The sequence below is a fragment of the Bacillus sp. TH30 genome, assembly GCF_016650875.1.
GTDB classification, from domain to species: domain Bacteria; phylum Bacillota; class Bacilli; order Bacillales; family Bacillaceae_G; genus Bacillus_A; species Bacillus_A mycoides.
Genome location: NZ_JAEKEY010000002.1, coordinates 2,248,898 through 2,272,866 on the forward strand (window position 1 = coordinate 2,248,898; position 23,969 = coordinate 2,272,866).

Annotated in this window: 11 protein-coding genes, 5 rRNA genes and 2 riboswitches; of the genes, 3 read left to right on the top strand and 13 right to left on the bottom strand. The window is 42.2% G+C overall.

Going from position 1 to position 23,969, the window contains the following annotated elements; translation table 11 throughout:
* Window positions 1–37 precede the first annotated feature (37 nt).
* The 12 genes from JFU20_RS13595 to groES all read right to left on the bottom strand — a co-directional run bounded on the left by JFU20_RS13595 (window position 38) and on the right by groES (window position 19,516).
* Window positions 38–2,959, bottom strand: a 23S ribosomal RNA gene (locus tag JFU20_RS13595).
* 146 nt (window positions 2,960–3,105) lie between these two features.
* Window positions 3,106–4,657: ribosomal RNA gene (locus JFU20_RS13600) — 16S ribosomal RNA — on the bottom strand.
* Between the two features lie 253 nt (window positions 4,658–4,910).
* Window positions 4,911–5,624: a DsbA family oxidoreductase gene (locus tag JFU20_RS13605; protein ID WP_201038698.1), complete on the bottom strand. Its 714-nt coding sequence runs from the start codon at window positions 5,622–5,624 to the stop codon at window positions 4,911–4,913.
* 860 nt (window positions 5,625–6,484) lie between these two features.
* Window positions 6,485–6,600 (bottom strand): 5S ribosomal RNA (gene rrf, locus JFU20_RS13610).
* Window positions 6,601–6,649: 49 nt separating this feature from the next.
* Window positions 6,650–9,571 (bottom strand): 23S ribosomal RNA (locus tag JFU20_RS13615).
* Window positions 9,572–9,717: 146 nt separating this feature from the next.
* Window positions 9,718–11,269 (bottom strand): 16S ribosomal RNA (locus JFU20_RS13620).
* The 16S, 23S and 5S rRNA genes sit together here, the layout of an rRNA operon.
* 295 nt (window positions 11,270–11,564) lie before the next feature.
* Window positions 11,565–13,070: a sensor histidine kinase gene (locus tag JFU20_RS13625; RefSeq protein WP_201038699.1), complete on the bottom strand. Its 1,506-nt coding sequence runs from the start codon at window positions 13,068–13,070 to the stop codon at window positions 11,565–11,567.
* Window positions 13,054–13,755 (bottom strand): response regulator transcription factor, encoded by a 702-nt coding sequence (locus tag JFU20_RS13630; RefSeq protein ID WP_002009978.1) that lies wholly within the window; start codon window positions 13,753–13,755, stop codon window positions 13,054–13,056. Before JFU20_RS13630 ends, JFU20_RS13625 begins: the two co-directional genes overlap by 17 nt.
* Before the next feature lie 145 nt (window positions 13,756–13,900).
* A complete protein-coding gene (locus tag JFU20_RS13635; RefSeq protein WP_002009979.1) occupies window positions 13,901–15,226 on the bottom strand; it encodes an NCS2 family permease in 1,326 nt (441 codons plus the stop codon).
* A gap of 128 nt (window positions 15,227–15,354) precedes the next feature.
* A riboswitch (purine riboswitch) is annotated at window positions 15,355–15,456 on the bottom strand.
* A 155-nt stretch (window positions 15,457–15,611) separates the two neighbouring features.
* Window positions 15,612–17,150 carry a glutamine-hydrolyzing GMP synthase gene (gene guaA / locus JFU20_RS13640; RefSeq protein ID WP_122974556.1) on the bottom strand — a complete coding sequence of 513 codons (1,539 nt, stop codon included), beginning with the start codon at window positions 17,148–17,150 and terminating at the stop codon, window positions 15,612–15,614.
* A 165-nt stretch (window positions 17,151–17,315) separates the two neighbouring features.
* A riboswitch (purine riboswitch) is annotated at window positions 17,316–17,417 on the bottom strand.
* Between the two features lie 139 nt (window positions 17,418–17,556).
* Complete coding sequence (groL, locus tag JFU20_RS13645; protein WP_002009984.1) at window positions 17,557–19,194, bottom strand: chaperonin GroEL; 1,638 nt, start codon at window positions 19,192–19,194, stop codon at window positions 17,557–17,559.
* 37 nt (window positions 19,195–19,231) lie between these two features.
* On the bottom strand, window positions 19,232–19,516 hold the full coding sequence (gene groES, locus JFU20_RS13650) for a co-chaperone GroES (protein ID WP_002009985.1): 285 nt from the start codon (window positions 19,514–19,516) through the stop codon (window positions 19,232–19,234).
* A 402-nt stretch (window positions 19,517–19,918) separates the two neighbouring features.
* On the opposite strand from groES, the gene JFU20_RS13655 reads away from it, so the two are divergent.
* Together JFU20_RS13655 and JFU20_RS13660 are read left to right on the top strand one after the other, a co-directional pair.
* Window positions 19,919–20,668: a CPBP family intramembrane glutamic endopeptidase gene (locus JFU20_RS13655; RefSeq protein WP_002009988.1), complete on the top strand. Its 750-nt coding sequence runs from the start codon at window positions 19,919–19,921 to the stop codon at window positions 20,666–20,668.
* The gene (locus JFU20_RS13660; RefSeq protein WP_001246201.1) at window positions 20,665–20,856 is read left to right on the top strand and encodes a YdiK family protein; all 192 of its coding nucleotides are present in this window, start codon (window positions 20,665–20,667) and stop codon (window positions 20,854–20,856) included. Before JFU20_RS13655 ends, JFU20_RS13660 begins: the two co-directional genes overlap by 4 nt.
* Window positions 20,857–20,885: 29 nt before the next feature.
* On the opposite strand, the gene JFU20_RS13665 is transcribed toward JFU20_RS13660, so the two are convergent.
* Window positions 20,886–21,515, bottom strand: a complete 630-nt coding sequence (locus JFU20_RS13665) for a redox-sensing transcriptional repressor Rex (RefSeq protein WP_000372704.1) — start codon at window positions 21,513–21,515, stop codon at window positions 20,886–20,888.
* Between the two features lie 187 nt (window positions 21,516–21,702).
* Between JFU20_RS13665 and JFU20_RS13670 the strand changes: the two genes are divergently transcribed.
* Window positions 21,703–23,625 carry an ABC-F family ATP-binding cassette domain-containing protein gene (locus tag JFU20_RS13670; RefSeq protein ID WP_221885604.1) on the top strand — a complete coding sequence of 641 codons (1,923 nt, stop codon included), beginning with the start codon at window positions 21,703–21,705 and terminating at the stop codon, window positions 23,623–23,625.
* Window positions 23,626–23,969 lie beyond the last annotated feature (344 nt).

Sequence of the window (23,969 nt, forward strand, 5' to 3'; positions counted from 1 at the left end):
TATTCCTTCAAAACTAGATAACATTGCTTCATATTATATGGTTAAGTCCTCGATCTATTAGTATTCGTCAGCTCCACATGTCACCATGCTTCCACCTCGAACCTATCAACCTGATCATCTTTCAGGGATCTTACTAGCTTACGCTATGGGAAATCTCATCTTGAGGGGGGCTTCATGCTTAGATGCTTTCAGCACTTATCCCTTCCGCACATAGCTACCCAGCTATGCCCTTGGCAGAACAACTGGTACACCAGCGGTGCGTCCATCCCGGTCCTCTCGTACTAAGGACAGCTCCTCTCAAATTTCCTGCGCCCACGACGGATAGGGACCGAACTGTCTCACGACGTTCTGAACCCAGCTCGCGTACCGCTTTAATGGGCGAACAGCCCAACCCTTGGGACCGACTACAGCCCCAGGATGCGATGAGCCGACATCGAGGTGCCAAACCTCCCCGTCGATGTGGACTCTTGGGGGAGATAAGCCTGTTATCCCCGGGGTAGCTTTTATCCGTTGAGCGATGGCCCTTCCATGCGGAACCACCGGATCACTAAGCCCGACTTTCGTCCCTGCTCGACTTGTAGGTCTCGCAGTCAAGCTCCCTTATGCCTTTGCACTCTACGAATGATTTCCAACCATTCTGAGGGAACCTTTGGGCGCCTCCGTTACACTTTAGGAGGCGACCGCCCCAGTCAAACTGCCCACCTGACACTGTCTCCCGGGTCGATGAGACCCGTAGGTTAGAATTTCAATACAGTCAGGGCGGTATCCCACCAGCGCCTCCACCGAAGCTAGCGCTCCGGTTTCAATGGCTCCCGCCTATCCTGTACAAACTGTACCAAAATTCAATATCAGGCTACAGTAAAGCTCCACGGGGTCTTTCCGTCCTGTCGCGGGTAACCTGCATCTTCACAGGTACTATAATTTCACCGAGTCTCTGGTTGAGACAGTGCCCAAATCGTTACACCTTTCGTGCGGGTCGGAACTTACCCGACAAGGAATTTCGCTACCTTAGGACCGTTATAGTTACGGCCGCCGTTTACTGGGGCTTCAGTTCAGAGCTTCGCTTACGCTAACCCCTCTCCTTAACCTTCCAGCACCGGGCAGGTGTCAGCCCCTATACTTCGCCTTACGGCTTCGCAGAGACCTGTGTTTTTGCTAAACAGTCGCTTGGGCCTATTCACTGCGGCTTTCCGTTAAGAAAGCACCCCTTCTCCCGAAGTTACGGGGTCATTTTGCCGAGTTCCTTAACCAGAGTTCTCTCGCACACCTTAGGATTCTCTCCTCGCCTACCTGTGTCGGTTTGCGGTACAGGCACCTTTTATCTCGCTAGAAGCTTTTCTTGGCAGCGGGGAATCAAAGACTTCGCTCCATAAGGAGCTTCCCCATCACAGCTCAGCCTTCACGATAAGCGGATTTGCCTACTTATCAGCCTAACTGCTTGGACGTGCACAACCAATCGCACGCTTCTTCTATCCTTCTGCGTCCCTCCATTGCTCAAACGATAAAGAGGTGGTACAGGAATATCAACCTGTTGTCCATCGCCTACGCCTGTCGGCCTCGGCTTAGGTCCTGACTAACCCTGAGCGGACGAGCCTTCCTCAGGAAACCTTAGGCATTCGGTGGACGGGATTCTCACCCGTCTTTCGCTACTCATACCGGCATTCTCACTTCTAAGCGCTCCACCAGTCCTTCCGGTCTGACTTCACTGCACTTAGAACGCTCCCCTACCACTGATACCATTGGTATCAATTCGCAGCTTCGGTGGTGTATTTAGCCCCGGTACATTTTCGGCGCAGAGTCACTCGACTAGTGAGCTATTACGCACTCTTTAAATGGTGGCTGCTTCTGAGCCAACATCCTAGTTGTCTAAGCAACTCCACATCCTTTTCCACTTAATACACACTTTGGGACCTTAGCTGGCGATCTGGGCTGTTTCCCTCTTGACTACGGATCTTATCACTCGCAGTCTGACTCCTAAGGATAAGTCATTGGCATTCGGAGTTTGACTGAATTCGGTAATCCGATGAGGACCCCTAGTTCAATCAGTGCTCTACCTCCAAGACTCTTACACTTAAGGCTAGCCCTAAAGCTATTTCGGGGAGAACCAGCTATCTCCAGGTTCGATTGGAATTTCTCCGCTACCCACACCTCATCCCCGCACTTTTCAACGTGCGTGGGTTCGGGCCTCCATTCAGTGTTACCTGAACTTCACCCTGGACATGGGTAGATCACCTGGTTTCGGGTCTACGACCACGTACTAAACGCCCTATTCAGACTCGCTTTCGCTGCGGCTCCGCCTCTTCAGCTTAACCTCGCACGGGATCGTAACTCGCCGGTTCATTCTACAAAAGGCACGCCATCACCCATTAACGGGCTCTGACTATTTGTAGGCACACGGTTTCAGGATCTCTTTCACTCCCCTTCCGGGGTGCTTTTCACCTTTCCCTCACGGTACTGGTTCACTATCGATCACTAGGGAGTATTTAGCCTTGGGAGATGGTCCTCCCAGATTCCGACGGAATTTCACGTGTTCCGCCGTACTCAGGATACATTCAAGAGAGAACGAAGTTTCGACTACGGGGTTATTACCCTCTGTGACGGACCTTTCCAGGTCGCTTCGTCTACCTCGTTCCTTTGTAACTCCGTATAGAATGTCCTACAACCCCAAGAGGCAAGCCTCTTGGTTTGGGCTAGATTCCGTTTCGCTCGCCGCTACTCAGGAAATCGCATTTGCTTTCTCTTCCTCCAGGTACTTAGATGTTTCAGTTCCCTGGGTCTGTCTTCCATACCCTATGTATTCAGGTAAGGATACCATACCATTACGTATAGTGGGTTTCCCCATTCGGAAATCTTCGGATCAAAGCTTACTTACAGCTCCCCGAAGCATATCGGCGTTAGTCCCGTCCTTCATCGACTCCTAGTGTCAAGGCATCCACCGTGCGCCCTTTCTAACTTAACCAAACTAAAATTAAAAAAATATGAGCTACACTGTTATCTAGTTTTCAAAGAACATACATTTAAACTTGAGAGATAGTTCTCTCAAAACTGAACGAAACAAAACAAGTCAACGTTTATTGATGAACTGCGTTCATCAATTCTCCATAGAAAGGAGGTGATCCAGCCGCACCTTCCGATACGGCTACCTTGTTACGACTTCACCCCAATCATCTGTCCCACCTTAGGCGGCTGGCTCCATAAAGGTTACCCCACCGACTTCGGGTGTTACAAACTCTCGTGGTGTGACGGGCGGTGTGTACAAGGCCCGGGAACGTATTCACCGCGGCATGCTGATCCGCGATTACTAGCGATTCCAGCTTCATGTAGGCGAGTTGCAGCCTACAATCCGAACTGAGAACGGTTTTATGAGATTAGCTCCACCTCGCGGTCTTGCAGCTCTTTGTACCGTCCATTGTAGCACGTGTGTAGCCCAGGTCATAAGGGGCATGATGATTTGACGTCATCCCCACCTTCCTCCGGTTTGTCACCGGCAGTCACCTTAGAGTGCCCAACTTAATGATGGCAACTAAGATCAAGGGTTGCGCTCGTTGCGGGACTTAACCCAACATCTCACGACACGAGCTGACGACAACCATGCACCACCTGTCACTCTGCTCCCGAAGGAGAAGCTCTATCTCTAGAGTTTTCAGAGGATGTCAAGACCTGGTAAGGTTCTTCGCGTTGCTTCGAATTAAACCACATGCTCCACCGCTTGTGCGGGCCCCCGTCAATTCCTTTGAGTTTCAGCCTTGCGGCCGTACTCCCCAGGCGGAGTGCTTAATGCGTTAACTTCAGCACTAAAGGGCGGAAACCCTCTAACACTTAGCACTCATCGTTTACGGCGTGGACTACCAGGGTATCTAATCCTGTTTGCTCCCCACGCTTTCGCGCCTCAGTGTCAGTTACAGACCAGAAAGTCGCCTTCGCCACTGGTGTTCCTCCATATCTCTACGCATTTCACCGCTACACATGGAATTCCACTTTCCTCTTCTGCACTCAAGTCTCCCAGTTTCCAATGACCCTCCACGGTTGAGCCGTGGGCTTTCACATCAGACTTAAGAAACCACCTGCGCGCGCTTTACGCCCAATAATTCCGGATAACGCTTGCCACCTACGTATTACCGCGGCTGCTGGCACGTAGTTAGCCGTGGCTTTCTGGTTAGGTACCGTCAAGGTGCCAGCTTATTCAACTAGCACTTGTTCTTCCCTAACAACAGAGTTTTACGACCCGAAAGCCTTCATCACTCACGCGGCGTTGCTCCGTCAGACTTTCGTCCATTGCGGAAGATTCCCTACTGCTGCCTCCCGTAGGAGTCTGGGCCGTGTCTCAGTCCCAGTGTGGCCGATCACCCTCTCAGGTCGGCTACGCATCGTCGCCTTGGTGAGCCGTTACCTCACCAACTAGCTAATGCGACGCGGGTCCATCCATAAGTGACAGCCGAAGCCGCCTTTCAATTTCGAACTATGCAGTTCAAAATATTATCCGGTATTAGCCCCGGTTTCCCGGAGTTATCCCAGTCTTATGGGTAGGTTACCCACGTGTTACTCACCCGTCCGCCGCTAACTTCATAAGAGCAAGCTCTTAATCCATTCGCTCGACTTGCATGTATTAGGCACGCCGCCAGCGTTCATCCTGAGCCAGGATCAAACTCTCCAATAAAGTTAGTTTGTCTAGCATCTAAAAATAAAAATTGACGTTTACGTTGTTTGTTTCGTTCAGTTTTCAAAGAACTTGTTTGTCGCTCATTTGCGACTCCCTTATGTTAACATTTTCATATTTCAATGTCAACCAAGTTTTTTTATTTCTTTTGTCGCTTTCTGCGTTGTTGCTATCGGCGACTTGTTCTATATTACACCTATGTATGTTAATCGTCAATAGTTTTAAATAAGTTTTTTATAAAAATATGAATTAACTATACCAACAAGCCGTTAGCACAATAATCATCTGTTGTACTATTTATTGAAAGATCTTGAAGTTCAGACTTAGGGTTCTCTTCTTCCCACACCTGCTGAAGTGCACCAACAAAGGTTTCAAGTGGTTGTGCACCTGAAATAGCATACTTTTGATTAACAATAAAATAAGGTACCCCTGTAATTTTATATTGTTGGGCAATTGATTCATCAATCCTAACCTCATTGGCATAAGCATTTTTATTATGAATAACATTTAAAGCCTCTTCCCTATCTAGACCGGAAGCTTCAGCAATATTAGCTAGTGTTTCCACATCACTTAAGTTTCTCGATTCAGTGAAATATGCAAAAAGTAGATTTTCTGTAATCTCCTTTTCCTTCCCCTGATCCTTTGCGAATTTCGCCAAACGATGCGCATCAAAAGTATTTGTTGGCTTCATCTCTTCAAAATTGAAACTCAAACCCATACTAGCTGCATGATTGCCTAGTTGTATATTATTACGATCAGCTTCTTCAACACTAATTCCATACTTCGATGCAAGCACTTCATTAATGCTCGTTCCAGAGTAGATCGGAGCATTTTGATCTAATTCAAAACTTTTAAACTCAACTTCAACATCTTTCTTATGTGGAAATTGCTCTAAAGCCATTTCTAATCTACGCTTCCCAATATAGCAAAACGGGCATACAAAATCAGACCAAACTTCAATTTTCATATGAACACCTCATTAACATTTATTTTTCAATCATTGTAGCACTGACGTTACGGAATTCAAAAATTTATGCCTCAAGAAGTTACGACTACTAATCAAAGAAGATTTCATACCCATATATACACTTCAATTGTAAATGAGCCCCTTGTTCAACATGCCTATATCTCACTACATATTTAGCCATAATATAGCTGTTCTCATAATAATTGAAAGCACCTGTATCATTTTCATAGATTATGTACTACTTCCCTATACTTAATAACAAAAAACATTCCTCAAAACGCTACTATTATAAGAATAAAAAATTAAACAAGCCCGTCTATATAAAATGCAATTATATAGACGGGCTTGTTTAATAGATTGAGCAAACTGCAAACTCAAAGGAAGCAATTACACAAATCTATATTATTGAAATTATGAACGGATTTATTTTCAAAAGTATATTAATGAAGAAGATTTAGATGTCCAATCATGAAAAAGAAGTATTTACCGGCAGAAACACCTCTAATGTTTATTAGTTAAGGGATACTGCATACAGGATTTTAAGGGGAAATAGCTATATAATTCATAAACCATTAAATCATTTAGAGTATAGAAACTTCAATTATGCGCCAAATTTTTTAGAAATTAATTATAAAAGAAGAGAGGTTTCCCTCTTATATTGAAAATATGACCAATAATGATCCTATTACGAAATACATATAGTTTAATGAGCGCTTAATAAAAATAGCGAAAATACTTCGCCTTTATCATGATTTCATAAATATTTTTCCATCTGGTATGATTTAGCAATATTTCCACCCTTGTTTCTAACGAAACAAATATACAAAAAAACACAAGTCAAAAGACTTGTGTTTTAGCTTGCTTGGCGACGTCCTACTCTCACAGGGACAAGGTCCCAACTACCATCGGCGCTAGAGAGCTTAACTTCCGTGTTCGGTATGGGAACGGGTGTGACCTCTCTGCCATCATCACCAAACTGATGAAGGTATATTCCTTCAAAACTAGATAACATTGCTTCATATTATATGGTTAAGTCCTCGATCTATTAGTATTCGTCAGCTCCACATGTCACCATGCTTCCACCTCGAACCTATCAACCTGATCATCTTTCAGGGATCTTACTAGCTTACGCTATGGGAAATCTCATCTTGAGGGGGGCTTCATGCTTAGATGCTTTCAGCACTTATCCCTTCCGCACATAGCTACCCAGCTATGCCCTTGGCAGAACAACTGGTACACCAGCGGTGCGTCCATCCCGGTCCTCTCGTACTAAGGACAGCTCCTCTCAAATTTCCTGCGCCCACGACGGATAGGGACCGAACTGTCTCACGACGTTCTGAACCCAGCTCGCGTACCGCTTTAATGGGCGAACAGCCCAACCCTTGGGACCGACTACAGCCCCAGGATGCGATGAGCCGACATCGAGGTGCCAAACCTCCCCGTCGATGTGGACTCTTGGGGGAGATAAGCCTGTTATCCCCGGGGTAGCTTTTATCCGTTGAGCGATGGCCCTTCCATGCGGAACCACCGGATCACTAAGCCCGACTTTCGTCCCTGCTCGACTTGTAGGTCTCGCAGTCAAGCTCCCTTATGCCTTTGCACTCTACGAATGATTTCCAACCATTCTGAGGGAACCTTTGGGCGCCTCCGTTACACTTTAGGAGGCGACCGCCCCAGTCAAACTGCCCACCTGACACTGTCTCCCGGGTCGATGAGACCCGTAGGTTAGAATTTCAATACAGTCAGGGCGGTATCCCACCAGCGCCTCCACCGAAGCTAGCGCTCCGGTTTCAATGGCTCCCGCCTATCCTGTACAAACTGTACCAAAATTCAATATCAGGCTACAGTAAAGCTCCACGGGGTCTTTCCGTCCTGTCGCGGGTAACCTGCATCTTCACAGGTACTATAATTTCACCGAGTCTCTGGTTGAGACAGTGCCCAAATCGTTACACCTTTCGTGCGGGTCGGAACTTACCCGACAAGGAATTTCGCTACCTTAGGACCGTTATAGTTACGGCCGCCGTTTACTGGGGCTTCAGTTCAGAGCTTCGCTTACGCTAACCCCTCTCCTTAACCTTCCAGCACCGGGCAGGTGTCAGCCCCTATACTTCGCCTTACGGCTTCGCAGAGACCTGTGTTTTTGCTAAACAGTCGCTTGGGCCTATTCACTGCGGCTTTCCGTTAAGAAAGCACCCCTTCTCCCGAAGTTACGGGGTCATTTTGCCGAGTTCCTTAACCAGAGTTCTCTCGCACACCTTAGGATTCTCTCCTCGCCTACCTGTGTCGGTTTGCGGTACAGGCACCTTTTATCTCGCTAGAAGCTTTTCTTGGCAGCGGGGAATCAAAGACTTCGCTCCATAAGGAGCTTCCCCATCACAGCTCAGCCTTCACGATAAGCGGATTTGCCTACTTATCAGCCTAACTGCTTGGACGTGCACAACCAATCGCACGCTTCTTCTATCCTTCTGCGTCCCTCCATTGCTCAAACGATAAAGAGGTGGTACAGGAATATCAACCTGTTGTCCATCGCCTACGCCTGTCGGCCTCGGCTTAGGTCCTGACTAACCCTGAGCGGACGAGCCTTCCTCAGGAAACCTTAGGCATTCGGTGGACGGGATTCTCACCCGTCTTTCGCTACTCATACCGGCATTCTCACTTCTAAGCGCTCCACCAGTCCTTCCGGTCTGACTTCACTGCACTTAGAACGCTCCCCTACCACTGATACCATTGGTATCAATTCGCAGCTTCGGTGGTGTATTTAGCCCCGGTACATTTTCGGCGCAGAGTCACTCGACTAGTGAGCTATTACGCACTCTTTAAATGGTGGCTGCTTCTGAGCCAACATCCTAGTTGTCTAAGCAACTCCACATCCTTTTCCACTTAATACACACTTTGGGACCTTAGCTGGCGATCTGGGCTGTTTCCCTCTTGACTACGGATCTTATCACTCGCAGTCTGACTCCTAAGGATAAGTCATTGGCATTCGGAGTTTGACTGAATTCGGTAATCCGATGAGGACCCCTAGTTCAATCAGTGCTCTACCTCCAAGACTCTTACACTTAAGGCTAGCCCTAAAGCTATTTCGGGGAGAACCAGCTATCTCCAGGTTCGATTGGAATTTCTCCGCTACCCACACCTCATCCCCGCACTTTTCAACGTGCGTGGGTTCGGGCCTCCATTCAGTGTTACCTGAACTTCACCCTGGACATGGGTAGATCACCTGGTTTCGGGTCTACGACCACGTACTAAACGCCCTATTCAGACTCGCTTTCGCTGCGGCTCCGCCTCTTCAGCTTAACCTCGCACGGGATCGTAACTCGCCGGTTCATTCTACAAAAGGCACGCCATCACCCATTAACGGGCTCTGACTATTTGTAGGCACACGGTTTCAGGATCTCTTTCACTCCCCTTCCGGGGTGCTTTTCACCTTTCCCTCACGGTACTGGTTCACTATCGATCACTAGGGAGTATTTAGCCTTGGGAGATGGTCCTCCCAGATTCCGACGGAATTTCACGTGTTCCGCCGTACTCAGGATACATTCAAGAGAGAACGAAGTTTCGACTACGGGGTTATTACCCTCTGTGACGGACCTTTCCAGGTCGCTTCGTCTACCTCGTTCCTTTGTAACTCCGTATAGAATGTCCTACAACCCCAAGAGGCAAGCCTCTTGGTTTGGGCTAGATTCCGTTTCGCTCGCCGCTACTCAGGAAATCGCATTTGCTTTCTCTTCCTCCAGGTACTTAGATGTTTCAGTTCCCTGGGTCTGTCTTCCATACCCTATGTATTCAGGTAAGGATACCATACCATTACGTATAGTGGGTTTCCCCATTCGGAAATCTTCGGATCAAAGCTTACTTACAGCTCCCCGAAGCATATCGGCGTTAGTCCCGTCCTTCATCGACTCCTAGTGTCAAGGCATCCACCGTGCGCCCTTTCTAACTTAACCAAACTAAAATTAAAAAAATATGAGCTACACTGTTATCTAGTTTTCAAAGAACATACATTTAAACTTGAGAGATAGTTCTCTCAAAACTGAACGAAACAAAACAAGTCAACGTTTATTGATGAACTGCGTTCATCAATTCTCCATAGAAAGGAGGTGATCCAGCCGCACCTTCCGATACGGCTACCTTGTTACGACTTCACCCCAATCATCTGTCCCACCTTAGGCGGCTGGCTCCATAAAGGTTACCCCACCGACTTCGGGTGTTACAAACTCTCGTGGTGTGACGGGCGGTGTGTACAAGGCCCGGGAACGTATTCACCGCGGCATGCTGATCCGCGATTACTAGCGATTCCAGCTTCATGTAGGCGAGTTGCAGCCTACAATCCGAACTGAGAACGGTTTTATGAGATTAGCTCCACCTCGCGGTCTTGCAGCTCTTTGTACCGTCCATTGTAGCACGTGTGTAGCCCAGGTCATAAGGGGCATGATGATTTGACGTCATCCCCACCTTCCTCCGGTTTGTCACCGGCAGTCACCTTAGAGTGCCCAACTGAATGATGGCAACTAAGATCAAGGGTTGCGCTCGTTGCGGGACTTAACCCAACATCTCACGACACGAGCTGACGACAACCATGCACCACCTGTCACTCTGCTCCCGAAGGAGAAGCTCTATCTCTAGAGTTTTCAGAGGATGTCAAGACCTGGTAAGGTTCTTCGCGTTGCTTCGAATTAAACCACATGCTCCACCGCTTGTGCGGGCCCCCGTCAATTCCTTTGAGTTTCAGCCTTGCGGCCGTACTCCCCAGGCGGAGTGCTTAATGCGTTAACTTCAGCACTAAAGGGCGGAAACCCTCTAACACTTAGCACTCATCGTTTACGGCGTGGACTACCAGGGTATCTAATCCTGTTTGCTCCCCACGCTTTCGCGCCTCAGTGTCAGTTACAGACCAGAAAGTCGCCTTCGCCACTGGTGTTCCTCCATATCTCTACGCATTTCACCGCTACACATGGAATTCCACTTTCCTCTTCTGCACTCAAGTCTCCCAGTTTCCAATGACCCTCCACGGTTGAGCCGTGGGCTTTCACATCAGACTTAAGAAACCACCTGCGCGCGCTTTACGCCCAATAATTCCGGATAACGCTTGCCACCTACGTATTACCGCGGCTGCTGGCACGTAGTTAGCCGTGGCTTTCTGGTTAGGTACCGTCAAGGTGCCAGCTTATTCAACTAGCACTTGTTCTTCCCTAACAACAGAGTTTTACGACCCGAAAGCCTTCATCACTCACGCGGCGTTGCTCCGTCAGACTTTCGTCCATTGCGGAAGATTCCCTACTGCTGCCTCCCGTAGGAGTCTGGGCCGTGTCTCAGTCCCAGTGTGGCCGATCACCCTCTCAGGTCGGCTACGCATCGTCGCCTTGGTGAGCCGTTACCTCACCAACTAGCTAATGCGACGCGGGTCCATCCATAAGTGACAGCCGAAGCCGCCTTTCAATTTCGAACTATGCAGTTCAAAATATTATCCGGTATTAGCCCCGGTTTCCCGGAGTTATCCCAGTCTTATGGGTAGGTTACCCACGTGTTACTCACCCGTCCGCCGCTAACTTCATAAGAGCAAGCTCTTAATCCATTCGCTCGACTTGCATGTATTAGGCACGCCGCCAGCGTTCATCCTGAGCCAGGATCAAACTCTCCAATAAAGTTAGTTTGTCTAGCATCTAAAAATAAAAATTGACGTTCACGTTGTTTGTTTCGTTCAGTTTTCAAAGAACTTGTCTGTCGCTCATTTGCGACTCCCTTATGTTAACATTTTCATATTTCAATGTCAACTAAGTTTTTCATTTTGTTTTGTCGCTTTCTGCGTTGTTGCTATCGGCGACTTGTTTTATATTACACCTCTAAACTCTAATCGTCAATATGTTTTTCTAAAAAAATATAAAAAGGCTTATTCCTTTTAAAATAAGCCTTTTTATCCTATACCATTCTATTCATTTATTATTTTTCTATAATTGGTAATGAAACGATGAACTGAACGATCCCGTCCTCATACTCAGCTCGAATACTACCACCTTGTAACTCAACAATACTTTTCGCAATAGCTAATCCGAGCCCCGAACCTTCTGTTACTCTACTTCTAGATTGATCTTTCTTATAAAACCGTTCAAACAAGTTCCCTAACTCTTCTCTCGTAAACTCTTCACTATGATTCGCAATAACAATTTGTATATTCCTTCGCTGCCTTTGAAGAGAAACTTTTATCTCTCCGTCATCTTTACTATACTTAATTGCATTCATTAGTAAGTTGTCGAATACACGGACCATCTTTTCCGAATCAATCATCGCATATGCACGTTCCTCAGGAAACTTCTTAACAAACATAAGGCCATGCTCTTCCGCTTGTGGTACTAACTCTTCTATTAATTGATCAAGTAACTCATTTACACACACTTCCTGTTTTTCTAATACAACTTGTTCATTCGTTAACTTCGTATACTCAAATAAATCTTCTATTAAATTCTTTAACTGCTCCGACTTTGCAAAAGCAATTCTAGTATATTCATCATATTGCTCTTTATTTTCATATTTAGAGTCTCTAAGTAATCGTAAGTATCCCATAATAGAAGTAAGTGGTGTCCGTAAATCATGAGATACATTTGTAATAAGCTCGTTTTTCTGTTTTTCTAATGTACGCTCTTTTTCTATATTGTTCATAAGCTCTTCCGCCATATTATTAATATTCTCAGTTAAAGACGCAATCTCATCTTCACCTTTCTTCTCAATACGGTACGCTAAGTTTCCTTTTTCTATTTCCTTTACACCTTGTGCCATCGCTTCAATTTGCTTCATCTTTCTCTTTGTTATATAGAAGAAAGAGAAAATGAATACGAGTACACCAATTAAAAATGGAAATGGTCCTTCTTGCGTATCATATCTCACTTCACCTCCCGGAATCCCACTAACAAACATGTATAAATTCTTATTTTCTATTGTAATAGGTGCAAAAGCTATAAATTCTTTTCTCGTATTTTCAAATGCATCTCGACCATTTGAATAGTTAATCGCAAATGATGCTGCATTACGAATCGTATTATGCAAATCGATTTGCTCTTCTTGCGCCTGCTTTGTTTTATATACAACTTTACCGCTCTCATCAGTAACCAATATTTTTAAAGCTCTATTTCCTCGCTCTAAATTTTGATTCTCCATTTCGATCATATCGGATATAGCTTCTAATTTATTTTCATGAACCGAGCTATTTGCTGCTCTTTGAGCTTGGTGATTAATTTGTTCCATACCAGCTCGATAATCGATAGTCGCTTGACGATTCGCATTCTCAAAAAATGGCGCAGCTCCCTTTGCAAAAAAAAGCCCTAATAACGCACAAGCAGTAAACGCAGTAATAAGCTGAATTCGGATACTCCGTTTCACACTCTTCACTATCTTTCCAATTAATTCTCGAATTTTCCTAACATAAGTAAATGGATTAAATATCTTTTTCAATCTTATACCCCACTCCCCATACTGTTTTTATATATATTGGCTTCCTTGGATTCTCCTCAATCTTTTCACGCACTTTCCGAATATGAACCATTACCGTGTTATCCGACTGGAAAGATCTTTCGTTCCAAACCTTTTCATAAATTTGTTCCGCACTAAAGACCATCCCCGGATTACGGACTAGTAATTCTAAAATTGAAAATTCCCTCGGGGTCAGTTTCACTTCTTCTCCATCCACAATGACTGTATGAGTGGAGATGTTTATTTTCATCTCTCCAATTTCTAACTCGTCCTCATTTTGAATAGCAAAGCCATTCATTTTCATATAACGACGTAGCTGCGATTTAATTCTTGCGATTAACTCTAACGGATTAAACGGTTTCGTTACATAATCATCTGCACCTGTTGTTAATCCTAAAATTTTATCCATATCTTGCGTTTTTGCCGAAAGCATAATAATCGGCATTTCCTTCGCTTCCCTTACTTTCATACACATATGAATACCATCTACTTTCGGCATCATAATATCTAATACAACTAAGTGCACTTCATTTTCTTCTAATATACGTAACCCTTCTTCTCCGTCCCCTGCTTGCAGTACTTTATATCCTTCGTTCTTTAAATAAATTGTAATAAGATTCCTAATTTCTTTTTCATCATCTACGACAAGTATCGTTTCCCCGGCCATAATATCTCCCCCATCAGTTTTTTAATCCCTAACTTCTATTATAAGAAAACTTCTGAAGAAAAACGCTCGGAAATCCTTAAGATTTTCTGAAGACGCAAAAAAGGTCTAGACTCCCCTCAAGTCTAGACCTTTCAAAAAACCCCTTTTATTTACGAACGTAGATGAAATATAGTACGAATAAAACTCCCATAACATACATAATTGGATGAATCTCTTTACGACGACCACTCACAACCATTGTAATTGGATAGAAGATAAACCCGATTGCAATTCCTGTTGCGATACTATACGTAAGTGGCATTGAAATGATAGTAAAGAACGCTGGCACTGCAATCTCGAATTTCTTCCAATCAATTTCTCCTAGAGATGAAACCATCAAGATTCCTACAATAATTAATGCTGGCGCTGTTACAGCTGGTGTCACAACACTTAATAGTGGTGAGAAGAATAGTGCCAGTAAGAAGAACCCTGCTGTTACAACCGCTGTAAATCCAGAACGTCCTCCTGCTGCTACCCCCGCAGACGATTCAATGTAAGACGTTGTTGTTGATGTACCTAAAATCGCACCAATTACAGTTGCAATCGCATCTGCAAATAACGCTTTACCTGCACGTGGTAATTTATTGTTCTTCATTAATCCCGCTTGATTCGCAACCGCTACAAGCGTACCTGCTGTATCAAAGAAATCGATAAAGAAGAACGTTATAATAACAATCGCCATTTCAACAGTGAAAATGTCTCCAAAGTGAGTTAATGCTACCCCGAACGTTGGTTCTAGACTCGGTATTGCTCCCACTACAGCTTTTGGTGTATCAATTAATCCAGTCGCTATTCCTAAGATCGCCGTAAGGATCATACCGTAGAAAACTGCACCATTTATTTTTTTAATCATGAAAATGATTGTAGTAACAACTCCGAAGATTGCTAGTAACGTTGTGCCCTTTGTTAAGTCCCCCAACCCAACAAGAACAGCATCATTCTTTACGATAATCCCAGCGTTTTGGAATCCAAGGAAGGCAATGAATAATCCAATACCCGCCGCTACTGCAAACTTTAACTCTACTGGAATTGCATTAATGATTTTTTCACGAATACCTGAAGCAGTAAGAATAATAAAGATAATACCTGACATTAATGTTCCAGCAATCGCCGTTTGCCACGGAATCCCCATCGTTAACACCGCTGTATAAGCAAAGAACGCGTTTATTCCCATACCTGGCGCTAAAGCAATCGGATACTTCGCAAATATCCCCATAATTAACGAACCAATCGCCGCTGCTAATGCTGTAGCAACGAATACTGCACCTGGATCCATTCCTGTACCTGCCGGTAATCCTTTAACATTTCCAAGCGACAGCGTAGCAGGATTGACAAATAGTACGTAAGCCATAGATAGAAATGTCGTTAAACCTGCTATGAACTCTGTTTTATAATTTGTGCCGAGTTCATCAAACTGAAAATAGCGTTTCATCTTACGTTTCCCCCGTTATATGATTACTCGCCGTATTTCACCCTAGCCCTCTTTTATCTATAAAAATAAAAAAGGCTTCCATTGCATATACATGGAAGCGTTCTATGAATAAAGACAAGTTTCCCCTCATCTTTATCAAAACGCCTCGTAGTCAAGCCATTTACGGTAGCTAGGTAGAAACTTTCGGGCCATATCCCCGATATTATACGACGGCATAATATTCACTTTTTGTTTGAATTACATACTCATATTAACTCACAATAGGGTGTGTGTCAATTTAAAAACGAACATTTTTATATCTTTTTATATTTTCGTTCGTATAATCACTTAAAAACAAAAAGATCCATCTATGCATAAAATGATAGATGGATCTTTCATTATAATACTATTCCCACTCAATAGTTGCTGGTGGCTTACTTGTTATATCATACACGATACGGTTAACGTGTTTTACTTCGTTTACGATACGTACAGAGATTTTCTCTAATACGTCCCAAGGGATACGTGCCCAGTCAGCTGTCATACCGTCGATAGATGTTACTGCACGGATACCTACTGTGTAATCGTAAGTACGCTCGTCACCCATAACACCTACACTACGCATACCAGGAAGCGCAGTGAAGTATTGCCAAACTTCACGGTCTAATCCTGCTTTTATAATTTCTTCACGTAAAATCGCATCAGATTCACGAACAATTTCTAATTTCTCTTCTGTAATTTCACCTAATACACGAATACCAAGTCCTGGACCTGGGAACGGTTGACGCCATACGATTTCATCAGGAATTCCTAGTTCAGATCCTAATACACGTACTTCATCTTTAAATAAAGTGTTTAAAGGCTCAATTAATTTGAACTGCATGTCTTCTGGAAGTCCACCAACGTTATGGTGAGATTTAATTGTTTGTGCAGTTGCTGTACCACTTTCAACGATGTCCGTGTAAAGTGTACCTTGCGCTAGGAAGTCCATTCCTTGTAATTTAGAAGCTTCATCATCAAATACGTAAATGAATTCATTACCGATGATTTTACGTTTTTGCTCTGGATCTTCTACACCTTTTAACTTGTTCATGAAGCGCTCTTGTGCATCCACTTTAATAACGTTCATATGGAAGCCTTCGCTAAATGTTTTCATAACACCTTCTGCTTCATCTTTACGAAGTAAACCGTGGTCCACGAAAATACATGTTAATTGGTCACCAATCGCTTTATGAATTAATACTGCTACAACAGAAGAGTCTACACCGCCACTAAGTGCGCATAATACTTTTTTGTCTCCAACAGTTTCACGGATCTTCTCTAATTCTACTTCGATAAAGTTCTCCATGTTCCATCCTTCAGAACAACCACATACGCCGAATACGAAGTTTTTAATTAAATCGTTACCGTGCTCAGAGTGACGTACTTCTGGGTGGAATTGTACACCGTATAAGTTTTCCGCTTCATTGCTCATACCCGCAATCGGACAAGACTCACTTGTTGCATCTACTACGAACCCTTCAGGTAAACCAGTTACTAAGTCACCATGGCTCATCCATACAACTTGCTCTTCTGGAAGGTTCGCATATAATTTTGATTCGTTCTCTACTTTAAGAACAGCTTTTCCGTACTCACGGTGGTTTGCACGTTCTACTTTCCCACCGAAGTGTTGCGTCATAAGCTGCATACCGTAACAAATACCGAAAATCGGTAATCCTAGTTCAAAGATTTTTTCATCACAATGTAATGCACCTTCACCGTATACACTATTTGGTCCACCAGAGAAGATAATCCCTTTTGGATTCATTGCTTTAATTTCTTCTGCAGTAATTGTATGTGGATGAAGTTCACTGTATACACCGAACTCACGAATTCGACGTGCTATTAACTGATTGTACTGACTCCCAAAATCTAAAACGATAATTGTATCATGCTGCTTCTTCAAAATAATCACCCCAACGTTAGTTCTCGTATATAAATATTTTCACCAATTTGGCGAAAAGCATTACTAATATAATAAAAAAAGCCAGTCCTCCGCCTCTAGTCTCATGACAAAGAAAAGGCAGGGGTCTGGCTTTATAAAGAAAGATAGTCTTCCGCTCTTTATAAATATAAGACGCACTGCCTTCATAGTCAGGTTGTTTACGGTAACCCGGTAGAGACTCTCAAACCATATCATCGAGGATATATGAAGGATTGTTTTATATTATCTTCCTAGATTCTAACAATGAAGTATCGGTATGGTCAAGAGAGAAAGCGACAAAATTCTACAGAAATTATTTTCCTGCGCTCAAAAACATAAAAAAACATCCACTTCTATATAGAAGTGGATGTTTTTCGGGAGAACAGAATTACATCATTCCGCCCATACCACCCATGCCCATGCCGCCCATGTCAGGCATTCCAGCAGCACCAGCTGGTTCTGGCTTGTCAGCAACTACAGCTTCAGTTGTTAAGAACATAGCTGCAACAGATGCTGCGTTTTGAAGTGCAGAACGAGTTACTTTAGCTGGATCTACGATACCAGACTCAAGCATGTTAACCCATTCGCCAGTAGCTGCGTTGAAACCAACGCCTACTTTTTCGCCTTTTAGACGCTCTACAACTACAGATCCTTCTAGACCAGCGTTGATTGCGATTTGACGAACTGGTTCTTCTAGTGCACGAAGTACGATGTTGATACCTGTTGCTTCGTCGCCTTCAGCTACGATAGAAGCTACTTTTGTGTATACGTTCATAAGTGAAGTACCACCACCTGCAACAATACCTTCTTCTACTGCTGCACGAGTTGAGTTAAGTGCATCTTCAATGCGAAGTTTGCGCTCTTTTAACTCAGTTTCAGTTGCTGCACCTACTTTAATTACTGCTACACCGCCCGCAAGTTTAGCAAGACGCTCTTGTAATTTTTCACGATCGAATTCAGAAGTAGTTTCTTCTAATTGCGCGCGGATTTGACCGATGCGAGCTTCGATTTGTTGTGAATTTCCAATACCTTCAACTACAGTTGTGTTTTCTTTCGTTACAACAATTTTACCAGCACGTCCTAAAGATTCAACTGTAGCAGATTTTAAGTCACGTCCTAATTCTTCAGTGATTACTTCGCCACCAGTTAAGATTGCGATATCTTCTAGCATTGCTTTACGACGGTCACCAAATCCAGGAGCTTTAACAGCAACTACATTGAATGTACCACGAAGTTTGTTCACTACTAATGTAGCTAACGCTTCGCCTTCTACATCTTCAGCAATGATAAGAAGTGGTTTACCTTGTTGTACCACTTGCTCTAATACTGGTAAGATTTCTTGGATGTTAGAAATCTTTTTGTCAGTAATTAAAATGTATGGGTTATCAAGAACTGCTTCCATTTTGTCAGAATCAGTAATCATGTAAGGAGATGCATATCCACGATCAAATTGCATACCTTCTACTACGTCTAATTCTGTTGTGAATCCTTTAGATTCTTCTAAAGTAATAACGCCGTCGTTACCAACGCGCTCCATTGCTTCAGCGATTAATTGACCTACTTCTTCGTCAGCCGAAGAAATAGCAGCTACTTGTGCGATAGAAGATTTACCTTCGATTGGTTTAGAAATCGCTTTTAATTCTTCAATTGCAGCAGTAACAGCTTTTTCGATACCTTTACGAAGACCCATTGGGTTTGCACCAGCTGTTACGTTTTTAAGACCTTCACGAATCATAGCTTGCGCTAATACAGTTGCAGTTGTCGTTCCGTCACCAGCTACATCGTTTGTTTTGCTAGCAACTTCTGCTACTAATTTCGCACCCATGTTTTCGAATGCATCTTCTAATTCGATTTCTTTTGCGATTGTTACACCGTCATTTGTAATAAGTGGTGAACCGAATTTTTTCTCAAGTACAACGTTACGACCTTTTGGTCCAAGCGTTACTTTTACTGCGTTTGCAAGAGTGTCGACACCGCGAAGCATCGAACGACGTGCTTCTTCACTAAATTTAATATCTTTTGCCATAATAATTGACCCCCTTGGATTTTTAAAATGTATATAATTAACCGATAATTGCTAAAATGTCACTTTCACGTAAAATCAAGTAGTCTGTACCTTCGTATTTCACTTCAGTACCTGCATATTTTGAGAAGATGATAAGATCACCTGCTGCTACCTCTAAAGCAACACGCTCACCATTTTCAAGCACTCGGCCTGTACCTACTGCAATAACTTTACCCTCTTGTGGTTTTTCTTTTGCAGTTTCTGGTAATACAATACCACTTGCTGTTTTTTCTTCTGCTTGAACAAGTTCAATTACAACGCGATCACCTAATGGCTTTAGCATGAACAATAACCTCCTCATTTTGTTATGTAAATTTTATTTATTAGCACTCAAGTCACACGAGTGCTAACACACTTCTAATAATAAATAATCTCAATTTCTTTTGCAAGTAAAAAAATCATAATTTTTTCGCAAATTACTTTATGCACTTTCCTAGATATCATTACTTCTTCTACTGCCTTTACTATATGAATCGTTGTTCCCACTTCTTGTATGTTACAATATGAAAGACACCCTAAGTTGTTTTCGCTAAACGTACAACTTTTTCCTGTCTCCTATTTTATTTTCAAATACTTATTTACAAAAAAAATATAATTCAAATGAAAGTTTATATCGTAGGTAGCATATTTACATGTTATCCTACCTTATCTCATACACTAGCGTTAGAAAGGATGGTTAAACCATTTGAAAAAACAATATTGGTGGATTATCGTTACATACATTTTAATGCAGTTATCAGGCATTGCCGGGTTACCGCTTCTCCTGAAAACTGGACTATACGATAATAGGGGATTTACTAGAGAGGAAAAACTTCAACTCATAACTGGTCATTGGGCTATCATTAGCTTTTTCATTGCATTATGCGTTGTACTTTGGTTACTCAGAACAGACATTCGTGACAGGCATTTAGATAAAATGCGCTCTACTGTTCCAGCTACAATTGGGTGGATTTTTATTGGTTTCTTCTTAGCGCTGTTCTCACAAAGCATTGCCGGTATGATCGAAATGCGTTTATTAGGGATTACACCGGGATCTGAAAATACAGCAAGACTTATGGACATCGCAAGAACGACACCTTGGTTCCTTATTGTCATATCTATAATAGGACCCATTTTGGAAGAAATCGTATTTAGAAAAATTTTATTCGGTACACTTTATAAGAAGTTTAACTTCTTTATTGCCGCTATCATTAGTTCACTTGTATTCGCGGCGATTCATTTTGATTTTACTCACTTATTGGTATACACTTCTATGGGGCTCGTATTCGCCTTTTTATACGTAAAAACGAAACGAATTATAGTTCCTATTGCAGCTCATGTTGCAATGAATACATTAGTTGCAGTTGCTCAAGTTGTAGTAAGCAATGAGCAAATTCAAGAAATGATTAAAGAAGCTGAAAAAATGCAAGGCTTTATCGGAGGATTTTTAGTATGAGAAACTCACCATTGTTCATGGCTGCATTGTACTTTCTTCTTGGATGCATCTTTACACGCTTCGCCATTACGAACGTAACAGATACAATCTGGAATATGTGGACAATACTATTTGCAGTTATGGCAACAATTGATTTTAATTTGGCACTTCGCCTTATCTTAGTTAAATTCACAAAGAAAAAACAATAATAAAACGCAGAGGTCATCTCCTCTGCGTTTTATTGTGGATAATTCTTCAAAAAGTAAACAAGCGTTTGTAACTCTACAGCTAAATCAATGTGATGAATTCTTATATTCTCTGACACATTTAAGCGTGCTGGTGTGAAATTTAAAATACCATGCACGTTCGTTTCTGCCAATCTATCTGCCACAGATTGCGCTACTGTAGCGGGTACCGTTAATATTGCCACTTGTATATCAGTTGATAAACGTTCTTCTAATTCATCCAAATGATATACAGGAATTCCTCCGATTTCTGTTCCAACTTTCTCTTCACTAACATCAAACGCCATTTCAATTTTTGTATTATTGTTTTTCGTGAAATTATAATGTAAGAAAGCGGTCCCTAAATTACCTACTCCAATAAGTGCCACGCGTGTTATATCATCTTGATCGAGTGTTTCACGGAAAAATGATAATAAATAATTTACGTTATATCCATATCCTTTTTTCCCTAACGCTCCAAAATATGAAAAATCTCTTCGAATAGTTGCGGAATCAACCTTTACCGCTTCACTCAATTCGGCTGATGAAACACGTTGCTTACCAGAAAGAGATAAGTTTTGGATAAATCGATAGTATAGAGGCAATCGTTTGGCAGTGGCCTGTGGAATTTTTTGCTGATCCATATAACCTCTCCTCTCTTCCTATCTTTATTCTTATACTTGAATCAAATACAGAAGTTTAGTACTCATGAATTTCCTTGTATAATAAAGAGAAGAAGTATTCTCTCTTTATTTTAAACTATACACTATTTTTAGTATGATTGAGAAATATAAACATGGCAAAGTTAAGAAATTATTTGAGGTGAAAACATTGATATTATTACAAGTGAATGGGCTTTCGAAATTATACGGTGCAGAAACGATTCTTGCAAACATAAAATTGGAAGTACAAACAAAAGATCGTATCGCATTAGTCGGAAGAAATGGAGCTGGAAAATCTACATTATTAAAAATAATGGCTGGCGAGTTATCTCATGATGGTGGTGAAATTATAAAACCGAAAGATGTCTCAATGGGGTATTTAGCTCAAAATACCGGATTAGAAACGTCTTTAACAATTTGGGATGAAATGTTAACCGTCTTTACACACTTGCAGCAGATGGAGACAAAACTTCGAAGGCTAGAGCAAGAGATGGGAAAAGAAGAAAACTTTTCAAATGCGGCTATATATGAGAAATTATTAGCTGATTATGACCAATTACAATTAGATTATAAAGATCAAGGCGGCTATCAGTACGAAGCGGATATACGCTCAATTTTAAGCGGTCTTGGCTTCCCAGTTGAAACGCATCAGACGAAAATTTCCACATTAAGTGGTGGACAAAAGACTCGATTAGCTCTTGGGAAATTATTATTAACTAGACCAGACTTACTTATTTTAGACGAACCTACAAACCATTTGGACATTGAGACACTAACATGGCTTGAACAATATTTACAAGGCTATCCTGGCGCGATTTTAATCGTTTCCCATGACCGTTATTTCTTAGATAAACTTGTTACACAAGTATACGAAATTTCTAATAAGGAAAGCCGACGATTTGTTGGTAACTACAGTAAATATTTAGACTCAAAATCAGCTCTATACGAGCAAGAAATGAAGCGTTATGAAAAACAACAAGATGAAATTTCTAAACTGGAAGACTTTGTACAAAAAAATATAGCTCGTGCATCTACGACAAAACGCGCTCAAAGTCGCCGTAAACAATTAGACAGAATGGAAGTATTAACTAGACCATTAGGCGATTCTAAATCAGCTTCCTTCCACTTCGATATTGAAAAACAAAGTGGAAATGATGTTTTACAAGTGAAAGATGCAACTATTGGCTATTATCAGGAACCGATTATTGAACATGTAAATATGCGCTTAACTCGCGGTGACAGTGTTGCCTTAGTTGGGCCAAACGGAATTGGAAAATCTACATTATTAAAATCCATTGTGAATAAGTTACAGCTATTACATGGAAACGTTGCTTTCGGGTCAAACGTATCTGTTGGTTATTATGATCAAGAACAAGCCAACTTAACATCTTCGAAGCGAGTTTTAAATGAATTATGGGATGAATATCCATTGCAGCCCGAAAAAGAAATTCGCACTATACTAGGCAACTTTTTATTCACAGGGGATGATGTACTCAAACCAGTATCTTCTCTTAGTGGTGGACAAAAGGCTCGACTAGCTCTTGCAAAACTTATGATGCAAAAATCCAATTTATTAATTCTCGATGAGCCAACAAACCATCTTGATTTAAATAGTAAAGAGATTTTGGAGAATGCTTTAATTGATTACCCAGGTACTCTTCTATTCGTCTCTCATGACCGCTACTTTATTAATCGCGTAACGACAACCGTTGTTGAGTTATCAACAGAAGGTGCACAAGAATATTTAGGTGATTACGATTATTACGTTGAAAAGAAAAATGAAATGATTGAACGTGCGGAACTAGAGCAAGAAGATGAAGTACCTGTTCAAAAAGTGGTGGCACAAGAAAAATTAAATTATCTCGAAGAAAAAGAACGTAAACAGTTAGAGCGTCAACGTACTCGAAAAATTGAAGAACTGGAACAAAATATCGTAGGCTTAGAAGAAGAAATTGCTACGTTAGAAGACCAACTTTGCTTACCAGAAATATATGCAGATTATGAAAAGGCTAGTGAAATTACAACTAAAAAACAAACACTGCAAGAACAGCTTGAAGCTTGTATGGCAGAATGGGAAGAACTGCATATATAAGAGAATTTAAAAGAGGAGGATGTCTCATAAGTCGGTTTTTTTGACGAGATGACCTCCTTTTTATTTTCTGTTTTGGAATCAATACCATAATAAATGAAATTATACAAACCATTCGACAAGGATTGACAATAGTATCACCTTATATAATAAGAGGAGGATGTTTCAAAATGTTTTTTGGACATCTCTTTGTTTTTTATTTCCCAAAAAAGAATTTCTTCAAAGGTCAGACTTCCTCTATGTTATCCACAAGGTTATACACATATCCACCTTTATAATATAAACTTTCAAATAACTTTTCCACATTATCCACAACTAGATAAAAAGTTATACACATTTTATGTACA